The sequence below is a fragment of the Salipiger sp. HF18 genome (genome assembly GCF_011806505.1).
GTDB lineage: Bacteria > Pseudomonadota > Alphaproteobacteria > Rhodobacterales > Rhodobacteraceae > Salipiger > Salipiger thiooxidans.
Window position 1 is genome coordinate 1 of the sequence record NZ_JAATOS010000137.1, and the last position, 9,529, is coordinate 9,529.

The 9,529-nt window shown below is 68.5% G+C and carries 11 protein-coding genes; 9 read left to right on the forward strand and 2 right to left on the reverse strand.

Annotated features, from left to right (window positions below; all coding sequences use genetic code 11):
* The 5 genes from HC022_RS12990 to HC022_RS13010 form a co-directional block, all read left to right on the forward strand.
* The coding region (locus HC022_RS12990) for an ABC transporter permease (protein ID WP_167452717.1) at positions 1–842 on the forward strand (842 nt) is incomplete at its 5' end.
* Entirely contained in the window at positions 842–1,807 is a 966-nt protein-coding gene (locus HC022_RS12995) for an ABC transporter permease (RefSeq protein ID WP_008886037.1), read from the forward strand. The genes HC022_RS12990 and HC022_RS12995, both read left to right, overlap by 1 nt.
* Positions 1,808–1,865: 58 nt before the next feature.
* Positions 1,866–2,792 (forward strand): methionyl-tRNA formyltransferase, encoded by a 927-nt coding sequence (gene fmt / locus HC022_RS13000; protein WP_167452718.1) that lies wholly within the window; start codon positions 1,866–1,868, stop codon positions 2,790–2,792.
* Positions 2,793–2,839: 47 nt separating this feature from the next.
* Positions 2,840–3,076, forward strand: a complete 237-nt coding sequence (locus tag HC022_RS13005; protein ID WP_167452719.1) for a GlsB/YeaQ/YmgE family stress response membrane protein — start codon at positions 2,840–2,842, stop codon at positions 3,074–3,076.
* Between the two features lie 132 nt (positions 3,077–3,208).
* Complete coding sequence (locus tag HC022_RS13010) at positions 3,209–4,195, forward strand: glutathione S-transferase family protein (protein ID WP_167452720.1); 987 nt, start codon at positions 3,209–3,211, stop codon at positions 4,193–4,195.
* An 8-nt stretch (positions 4,196–4,203) separates the two neighbouring features.
* Here HC022_RS13010 and HC022_RS13015 read toward each other — a convergent pair whose 3' ends face one another.
* A complete protein-coding gene (locus HC022_RS13015) occupies positions 4,204–4,572 on the reverse strand; it encodes a response regulator transcription factor (protein WP_167452721.1) in 369 nt (122 codons plus the stop codon).
* Positions 4,573–4,756: 184 nt separating this feature from the next.
* On the opposite strand from HC022_RS13015, the gene HC022_RS13020 reads away from it, so the two are divergent.
* Genes HC022_RS13020 through HC022_RS13030 form a run of 3 tightly spaced genes read left to right on the forward strand, consistent with a single transcriptional unit; the run spans position 4,757 to position 6,915 of the window.
* Positions 4,757–5,917 carry a lytic murein transglycosylase gene (locus tag HC022_RS13020; RefSeq protein WP_167452722.1) on the forward strand — a complete coding sequence of 387 codons (1,161 nt, stop codon included), beginning with the start codon at positions 4,757–4,759 and terminating at the stop codon, positions 5,915–5,917.
* A gap of 39 nt (positions 5,918–5,956) precedes the next feature.
* A complete protein-coding gene (locus HC022_RS13025; RefSeq protein WP_254885079.1) occupies positions 5,957–6,367 on the forward strand; it encodes a hypothetical protein in 411 nt (136 codons plus the stop codon).
* 17 nt (positions 6,368–6,384) lie between these two features.
* Positions 6,385–6,915: a cupin domain-containing protein gene (locus tag HC022_RS13030; protein ID WP_167452723.1), complete on the forward strand. Its 531-nt coding sequence runs from the start codon at positions 6,385–6,387 to the stop codon at positions 6,913–6,915.
* On the opposite strand, the gene ade is transcribed toward HC022_RS13030, so the two are convergent.
* The gene (gene ade / locus HC022_RS13035; protein ID WP_167452724.1) at positions 6,902–8,599 is read right to left on the reverse strand and encodes an adenine deaminase; all 1,698 of its coding nucleotides are present in this window, start codon (positions 8,597–8,599) and stop codon (positions 6,902–6,904) included. The two genes, HC022_RS13030 and ade, sit on opposite strands and share 14 nt — an antisense overlap.
* 186 nt (positions 8,600–8,785) lie before the next feature.
* Here ade and HC022_RS13040 point away from each other — a divergent pair.
* Positions 8,786–9,529: nitrate- and nitrite sensing domain-containing protein (locus HC022_RS13040; protein ID WP_175583563.1), on the forward strand; the 744-nt coding region annotated here is incomplete at its 3' end.

Here is a 9,529-nt window from a genome sequence, read left to right on the forward strand (position 1 = left end):
AGGGGCAGGCGATGATCGGCGGCCTCGGCGTGGCGCTGGTCTGCCTCTTCATCCCGTTCCCGCACTGGAGCATCGCGCTGCTCGTGGCCACCGCCGCGGCAGCGGTCTTCGGGGCGCTCTGGGCGCTGATCCCGGCCTATCTGCAGGCAAAGCGCGGCAGCCATATCGTGATCACCACGATCATGTTCAACTTCATCGCCGCCGCGGTGCTGAACTACGTGCTGGTGAACGTGCTGCGGCCGCAGGGGGCGATGGACCCGGCCACCGCCACGTTCCCCGCCGCGACCCACCTGCCGACATTCCAGGAGATGTTCGCCACCGCCGACAACCCGCTGTTCCGCGGCTCGCCGGCCAACGTCACCTTCTTCCTCGCGGTGCTGGCCTGCGTCGGCTTCTGGTACCTGATCTGGCGCACCAAGCTCGGCTACGAGATCCGCGCCTTCGGTCATTCCGAGAGCGCCGCGAAATACGCCGGCATCTCGCCGGTGCGCATCACCATCGTCGCCATGCTGATCTCGGGCGGGCTTGCCGGGATGATGGCGCTCAACACCACCATGGGCGAGGCCGAGCGGCTGGTGATGAACGCCACCGAGGGCGCGGGCTTCATCGGCATCGCCGTGGCGCTGATGGGCCGGTCGCACCCGGTGGGCATCTTCCTCGCGGCGCTGCTCTTCGGCTTCCTCTACCAGGGCGGCGCGGAGCTCGCGCTCTGGACCAACATTCCCCGTGAGCTCATCACCGTGATCCAGGCGCTGGTGATCCTCTTCACCGGGGCGCTCGACAACATGGTGCGGATGCCGCTCGAACGCATCTTCCTGGCGACCTGGCGGAGGAACGGCTGATGGATTTCGCAACCCTCCTGCAGGTGCTCGATTCCACCGTGCGCCTCGCCACGCCGCTGCTGCTGGCCTGCCTCGCGGGCCTGTTCTCGGAACGCTCGGGCATCGTCGACATCGGGCTCGAGGGCAAGATGCTGGCCGCCGCCTTCGCCTCGGCCGCCATCGCCGCGGTCACCGGCTCGGTCTGGCTTGGCCTGCTCGCGGGGGTCGTGGCGTCGACGCTGATGAGCGGCATCCACGGGCTCGCCTCGATCACCTTCCGCGGCAACCAGCTGATCTCGGGCGTCGCGATCAACTTCCTCGCCTCGGGGCTCACGGTGCTGATCGCGCAGGACTGGTTCGGGCAGGGCGGGCGAACGCCCTCGCTGATGGGCAGTGGCCGTTTCGAGCCGATCACCCTGCCGTTCGCGCAGGCGCTCTCCGGCGTGCCGGTGATCGGGCCGATCTACGCCGAGCTGATCTCGGGGCACTCGATCCTCGTCTACGTGGCCTTCCTGATGGTGCCGCTGAGCTGGTTCGTGCTCTACCGCACCCGCTTCGGCCTGCGCCTGCGCGCGGTGGGCGAGGCGCCCGAGGCGGTCGACACCGCCGGCGTCTCGGTGGTCGGGCTGCGCTACGCGGCCATCGTCATCTGCGGCGTGCTCTGCGGCCTTGCGGGCGCCTATCTCGCCACCGGCCTGCAGGCCGGATTCGTGCGCGAGATGACAGCGGGCCGGGGCTACATCGCGCTCGCGGCGCTGATCTTCGCCAAGTGGCGGCCATGGTACGCGCTCTTCGCCTGCCTGCTCTTCGGCCTGCTGCAGGCGGTGGCGCTGCGCTTCCAGAACATCGACCTTGGCGGCATCACCATTCCGGTGCAGGTCATGGACGCGCTGCCCTACATCCTCACGGTGATCATCCTCGCGGGTTTCGTCGGCAAGGCCATCCCGCCGCGCGCCAGCGGCGAGCCCTACCAGAAGGAACGCTGAGCTTCCCTATCCGTCCCCGAGGCACTATCCCGGGGGCGGACAGCGAAAGGAGCAGGCCATGCGCGTGATCTTCATGGGAACGCCGGATTTCTCGGTGCCGGTGCTCGAGGCCCTGGTCGCGGCCGGGCACGAGATCGCCGCGGTCTACTGCCAGCCGCCGCGCCCTGCGGGACGTGGCAAGAAGGACCGCCCGACGCCGGTGCACGCCCGCGCCGAGGCGCTGGGGCTCGAGGTGCGCCACCCGGAACGGCTGCGCTCGGCCGAGGAGCAGGAGCGCTTTGCCGCGCTCGGTGCCGACGTGGCGGTGGTCGTGGCCTACGGGCTCATCCTGCCGCAGCCGGTGCTGGATGCGCCGAAGCACGGCTGCCTCAACATCCACGCCTCGCTGCTGCCGCGCTGGCGCGGGGCCGCGCCGATCCACCGGGCGATCCTGTCGGGCGATGCCGAGACCGGCGTCTGCATCATGCAGATGGAGGCGGGGCTCGACACCGGCCCGGTGCTGCTGCGCGAGGCGACCAAGATCGGCGCCGAAGAAACCACGGGCGAGCTGCACGACCGGCTCAGCGCCATGGGCGCGCGGCTGATCACCGAGGCGCTCGACCGGCTCGACGGGCTCGCGCCGGAGGTGCAGCCCGAAGACGGCGTTACCTACGCCCAGAAGATCGACAAGGCCGAGGCCGCGGTGGACTGGTCGCGTCCGGCCACCGAGATTTCGCGGCAGATCCGCGGGCTGGCGCCGTTCCCCGGCGCCTGGACCACGCTGGGAGGCGAGCGTATCAAGCTTCTTGGCGCGCGGGTCGTGGCGGGGCAGGGGGCGCCGGGCACGGCGCTTGACGACGGCTTTACCATCGCCTGCGGCGAGGGCGCGGTGCAGGTGACCCGGGCGCAGCGCGCGGGCAAGGGCGTGCAGGAGGCCGAGACCTTCCTGCGCGGCATGGCCATTCCGCGCGGCACGGTGCTGGGCGCGATTCTGGGCGCGGACTGATGCGCCCGGGCCCCGACGCTCCGACCCAGCGGCAGAGGAGATAGACCATGCCCGTCGTCTGGCTGATCATCGTCGGAGCCGCCGCCGGCTTCCTCGCAACCCGCGTCATGCGGGTGAACCTCGGCGTGGTCGAGACCGTGGGGCTTGGCATCGCGGGCGCCGTCATCGGCGGGCTGGGGCTGCGCTTCCTCATCGCGGTGACCGGTGCGCTGGCGGGGCTCGTGGGCGCGGTGCTGGGGGCGATCCTGCTGATCTGGCTCTGGCAGATCTACATGCGCCGCTGAGGCGCCCTCGCCCTCAACCCCCGTGCGCGGCGCAGGGGGGCTGTGCGTCTCCGCGAAGACCCTGCGCATGGGGGCGGAATTGCCGGATGCGCCTCCGCACCTATTTTCTCCTGCAAAGCACAGGAGAGAACGATGGGTTTCCTCAAGGACGGCGAATGGAAAGATCGCTGGGACTACAACAAGGGTGACGGCTCCTTCGAGCGCTGGAACACCGAGTTCCGCAGCTGGATCACGCCGGACGGAAGCGCCGGGCCGAGCGGCGAGGGCGGTTTCGAGGCCGAGTCCGGCCGCCACCACCTCTATGTCAGCCTTGCCTGTCCCTGGGCCCACCGGACGCTGATCTTCCGCAAGCTGAAGCAGCTCGAAAAGGTCATCAGCGTCAGCGTGGTGCATCCCGAGATGCTGTCCGACGGCTGGTCCTTCAAGGACGACTTCGAGGGCGCCACCGGCGACACGCTCATGGGCCTGGCCTTCCTGCGCGACGTCTACCTGCAGGTCGATCCGAAGATGTCCGGCCGGGTCACCGTGCCGGTGCTCTGGGACAAAAAGCGCGAGACCATCGTCTCGAACGAGAGCGCCGAGATCATCCGCATGTTCAACTCGGCCTTCGACGGCATCACCGGCAACACCGACGACTACTGGCCGGAGTCGCTGCGCGAGGCCATCGAGCCGATCAACGAGTGGATCTACGACACCGTGAACAACGGCGTCTACAAGGCCGGCTTCGCGACCTCGCAAGAGGCCTATGACGCCGCCGTCGGGCCGCTGTTCGACACGCTGGACTGGATCGAGGAGCGCCTCTCGCGCCGCCGCTACCTGATGGGCGAGCGCATCACCGAGGCCGACTGGCGGCTCTTCACCACTCTGATCCGCTTCGACCACGTCTACGAATGCCACTTCAAGTGCAACAAGCGGCGTATCGTCGACTACACCAACATCTGGGAATACACCCGCGAGCTCTACCAATGGCCAGGGGTCGCCGAGACCGTGAACTTTGATCACATCCGGCGCCACTATTACTACAGCCACGACATGATCAACCCGAACCGGATCGTGCCCATAGGCCCCGATCTGGACCTCCGGGCGACGCACGGGCGCGACCGGCTGGCCGCCGCCTGAGCGGCGCCTCAGCCCTCGGCCGCCTGCGCGTAGTGCTCGACCATGGTGGCGAGATCCGAGGGCGAGGTGGCGCTCGGCAGGTAGGCGCAGGCGTTGGCGCAGTGCTGGAAGATCGACCCGTCCGAGAAGAACGAGGTGTTGGTGACGAAGATCACCTGCGTGTCGGGCTGACGGTAGCTGGCGAAATCCGCGACCGCGAGCGCGCTGCCCTCTTCAAGCACGAGGTCGAGCACGATGACGCTGAACGGGATCTCGTGCAGCAGGTCGGTGGCGGTATCCTGCGTATCTGCGGTGTAGACGACGGCACCCATCCGCTCGAGGTGCCGGCGCCAGACAGCGGCCAAATCCTTGCTGCTTTCGACGATCAAGACGTTCATGATTGCCTCCAATGAGGCCGCGAAAATGCCCGTGGCTACTGCTACCGTTTTCCGTTCGACTTCTAAACAAATGTTTAACGAACTCGTAAATAAAGTGAACAAAAAGCAAACACAGGCGGGATCCCGCTTCTTGCGCTGTTGAAACGGGCTGGTACTGTGCCGCGAAACTGGCGACGAGGTCCCGATGCGCAGCCTTCCCCTCATCATAGCCCTCCTTCTCCCCGGTGTCGCCGCCGCGCAGGAGGCGACCTGCGGGGGCAATTTTTCGGCCTTCGTCTCCGGGCTGAAGGACGAGGCTGTGGCGATGGGCCACGACGCGGCGACGGTCGATGCCTTCCTCTCCGGGGTGCGGCTGGACCAGCGCGTGATGGAGCGTGACCGTGGGCAGGGGATCTTCCAGACCCCGTTCATCGACTTCTCGCGCAAGCTGATCAGCCAGGACCGTCTCGACCGCGGCCGCGGGCTGGCCGAGCGCTGGGACGAGGTCTTCACCCGCATCGAAAGCGACTACGGCATCGCGCGCGGTGTGCTGCTGGCGTTCTGGGCCTTCGAGACCGACTACGGCACCTTCCAGGGCGATTTCAACACGCTGAACGCGCTGGTGACGCTGGCCCATGACTGCCGCCGCCCCGAGATCTTCCGCCCGCAGATCTTCGCGGCGCTCGAGCTCTACGAGCGCGGCGATTTCGATCCGTCCAGGACCACCGGCGCCTGGGCGGGCGAGATGCTGCCCAAGGACATCCTCGAGAACGGCATGGACGGCGACGGCGACGGGCACGTGCTGCTCAAGACGTCGGCCCCCGACGCGCTGTTCTCGGGCGCCAAGATGCTGGCCTCGCTCGGCTGGCGCTACGGCGAGCCGTGGCTGCAGGAGGTGGTGCTGCCCGCGAATCTCGACTGGTCGCTCACCGGGCTCGAGACCACCATGACCGTGGCTGAGTGGGAGCGCCTCGGCGTCGCCGCCCGCGACGGCGCGCTGGACGACGGGCGGCTCGAGGCCTCGATCCTGTTGCCGCAGGGGCGCGGCGGGCCGGCCTTCATGGCCTACCCGAACTTCCGGGTCTATTTCGAGTGGAACCAGAGCTTCGTCTACGTGACCACGGCGGCCTATTTCGCCACCCGGCTCGAAGGTGCGCCGGTCTACGACGCGGGAAACCCGAATCCGGGGCTCTCGGGCGACCAGATGAAGCGGCTGCAGACGGCGCTGGCCGGGCGCGGTTACGACGTCGGTGCCATCGACGGAATCCTCGGCGCCGGAACCCGCGCCGCGGTGCGCGACATGCAGGCGCAGCTCGGGTTGCCGGCGGACGGCTGGCCAACGCAGGATCTCCTGAACCGGCTCTGAGCGCAGGGAACCCGCGGGGCGTTTGCCGGTTGTTTCGGCATGATCAGAGATATCGTGCTTCCTGCCGCGCTGCTCGCGGTGGCTCAGGTAACGTTCTGCCAGCCCGAGGACACAGGCGCCAAGGACCCCGTCGTCACCGCGATTCCCGTCGCGATGTACGGGCGCTGGGGGCTCGTGCCGAACGATTGCGACCCAACGCGCGACGATGCCAAGGGCCTCATGAAGGTCTCGGTCGCGGCGCTTACCTTCTATGAATCCCGCGGCCTTCTCGAGGAGATAGAGGAGGCGAGCCCGACCCGGCTCGACGCCAGTTTCGCCTTCAGCGGAGAGGGAATGACGTGGGAGCGCCAGATTGTGCTCGAGCTCGACGAGGACGAGGCCACGCTCACCCGCAGCGAGACCGATCCGGACGCGGGACCGCTCGAACTGGTCTATTCCCGATGCGAATGATCGAAGGACGCGCGACCATGACCGAGGTGACCGAGCGTCCCGTGGGGACGCGCTATTTCGCGGCCTCGGCGACGGTGCCGAACAACCCGCTGCTCCCGGTGGTGATCCTGCGCGGCGCGTTCGCGCCCGCGCCCTCGGATGAGGTCATCGCGCGGATGGCAGCCAATGGCTGGGGCGGCGCGTGGGCGTGGACCGTGTTCGACTATCACCACTACCACCCCGACGCGCACGAGGCGCTGGCGGTGGCCTCGGGCGAGGCGCGGCTGCAACTCGGCGGGCCCGAGGGCGCCGAGCTTGCGGTGACGGCGGGCGACTGCCTCGTGCTGCCTGCGGGCACCGGGCATTGCCGCCTGTCGCAGAGCCGCGATTTCCGGATCTGCGGCGCCTATCCCCCGGGGCGGGAGCTTTTCATCACCCGGCAGGCCAACGCGCAGGCCAGCGCCGACGCCCCGGTGATCGCACAGGTGCCGCTGCCGCAGACCGACCCGATCCACGGCGCCGACGGCCCGCTGGTGCGGATCTGGGGCAGGGCACTCAGCCCGGGATGATCTCGAACTTCAGCACGTCGACCATGCCGCGGTCGGTGATCTTGAGCGAGGGGATCACCGGCAGGGCGAGGAAGGCGAGCTGCAGGAACGGCTCTTCCAGCGTCACCCCCAGCGACTGCGCCGCGGCGCGCAGCTCGACCAGCCGGTCGCGCACCTCCTCGAAGGGCGCAAGGCTCATGAGCCCCGCCACCGGCAGTGCCAGCTCGGCGAGGATCTCGCCCCCCTTCGCCACCACGAAGCCGCCCTCGATCTCGGAGAGCCGGTTCGCTGCCAGCGCCATGTCGTCGTAATCGACGCCCACGCAGGCGATGTTGTGGTGGTCGTGGCAGACGGTCGAGGCGATGGCCCCGGCCTGCAGCCCGAACCCCTTCACGAAGCCGGTGGCGACGTTTCCGTTCTTGCCGTGGCGCTCCGCCACGGCGATGCGCACGAGGTCGCGCGCGGTGTCGGGCCGCTTGTCGCCGTCTTCGATGGCGATGGTCTCGCGCAGGTGATCGGTGAGGATCTGGCCCTCGCGGATGCCGATCACGTCGGTCTCCTCGCGGTTGCCGGTGGCGCGGAACTGCTGCGGCGCAAGCTTGGGCGCCTTCACCGACGCGCGTCCAACCGGCGCCACCGTGCCGCGTGCGGCAAAGGCCGCGTCCCCGGCCTTTACGCCGCCCGCCAGCACCAGCTGCGCATGGCAGCCCTCGAGTGAGTCCACTGCCACGATGTCGGCGCGCTTGCCCGGCGCGATCATGCCCCGGTCCCTGAGCCCGAAGGCCTCGGCGGCCGAGAGCGACGCGGCGCGGTAGGCGGCCAGCGGCGGGGTTCCGAGCGCGATCATGGTGCGGATCATGTAGTCGAGGTGGCCGTGCTCGGCGATGTCGAGCGGGTTCCGGTCGTCGGTACAGAGGCACATGTAGGGCGCCGTGCGCTCGGTCAGCAGCGACCGCAGCGCCAGCATGTCCTTGGAGACCGAGCCCTCGCGGATCAGTACCCGCATGCCCTTGCGAAGCTTCTCCAGCGCCTCCTCGGCACTGGTCGCCTCGTGCTCGGTGCGGATGCCGGCGGCCACATAGGCATTCAGGTCCTTGCCCGAGAGCAGCGGGCAGTGGCCGTCGACATGGTCGCCGTCGAAAAGCCGCAGCTTCTTCATCGCTTCGGGATCGCGGAAGATCACGCCGGGATAGTTCATGAACTCCGCCAGCCCGATGCCCGACGGATGCCCCATGAGCTCCGCCAGATCCTCGGCCAGAAGCTCGGCGCCGGCGGTCTCCATGTGGGTCGAGGGCACGCAGGAGCTGAGCTGCACGCGGATGTCCATCAGCGTGTGTCGGCTGGCCTCCTGAAAGTAGCGGATGCCTTCGGCGCCGATGACGTTGGCGATCTCGTGCGGGTCGCAGATGGCCGTGGTGACGCCGCGCGGGGTCACGCAGCGGTCGAACTCGAAGGGCGTGACCAGCGAGCTCTCGATGTGCAGGTGGGTGTCGATGAAGCCGGGCACGAGGATCAGCCCGCTGACGTCGATGATCTCGCGCGCCTCGTAGTCGTCGAGGATGCCGACGATGGTGTCGCCGCAGATCGCCACGTCGCCGTCCAGCAGCTCTCCGGTCATCAGATCGAACAGCTTGCCGCCCCTCAGCACGAGGTCCGCCACCTCGTCGCCACGCCCCTGCGCGATCCGCGTCTCGAGCTCTGCCATCGTCCCGTGCCTCCGTCATTGTTGCGGCCAGAGTTGCACGCCACAGGGCCGAGCACCACACCCGAGGGGACGGGACCCGGTCGCGCCGGGGCGCTTTCGATTGTTTACATTTTTACCATTCAGAACCTGTTCATCCGATTTCGCGAAAAGCGCCGAAAGGCGAGATCTTGTAAGGGACAGGCTGAGATGAGTTTGCGTCTGATGATGCTCTGCGCAATTGCCCCGCTGCTGGCGCTGGCGCTTTTCTTCGCGGGACGAGAGGTGCACGTGCTCTCCCAGCACTCGCGCCATGCGACCCTTGTGTCGAGCGTTGCGGCACAGTCGCAGCAGGTCTCGGATCTCGTCCATGAACTGCAGAAGGAACGCGGCTACTCCGCAGGCTTCACCGCCTCCCGGGGCGGCAATTTCGCCGATGCGCTGGCGACGCAGCGCGGCGACACCGACCGCGTGCTCGAAGGCTTCGCCGCCAGTACGCCCGACATCCGCGAAATCGCCCCGGACGAGATTGGCGCCGCCGAGGACGGACTTGTCAGCCTTGCCGGGCAGCGCGCAGACATCGACGCCTTCGCGCTGACGGTGCCCGAGCTTGCGGGATATTACACCGGCATCATCGACCACCTGCTCGCGGCGTCGAGCCGGATCCGACTTGGCGCCGGTGTCGACCGGGGGGCGCAGCTGATGGAGGCGGCAGAGCTCCTGTCGCTGGCCAAGGAAAGCGCCGGTCTCGAGCGGGCGATGGGTGCCACCGGCCTCGGCGCGCCCGAGTTTCCTGAGGCGGTGCACCGGCGATTCACCGAGCTCGGCGCCCGCCAGCGCGCCTTCCTCGCCCGCGTCGGAGGGGTGCTGGGCGACCCGGAGTTCGTCACGGCGCTGCGCGCCCGCCCGGCGGCGCAGGCGGTCGAGCCGATGCGCGACGCCATCGCCGCGCTG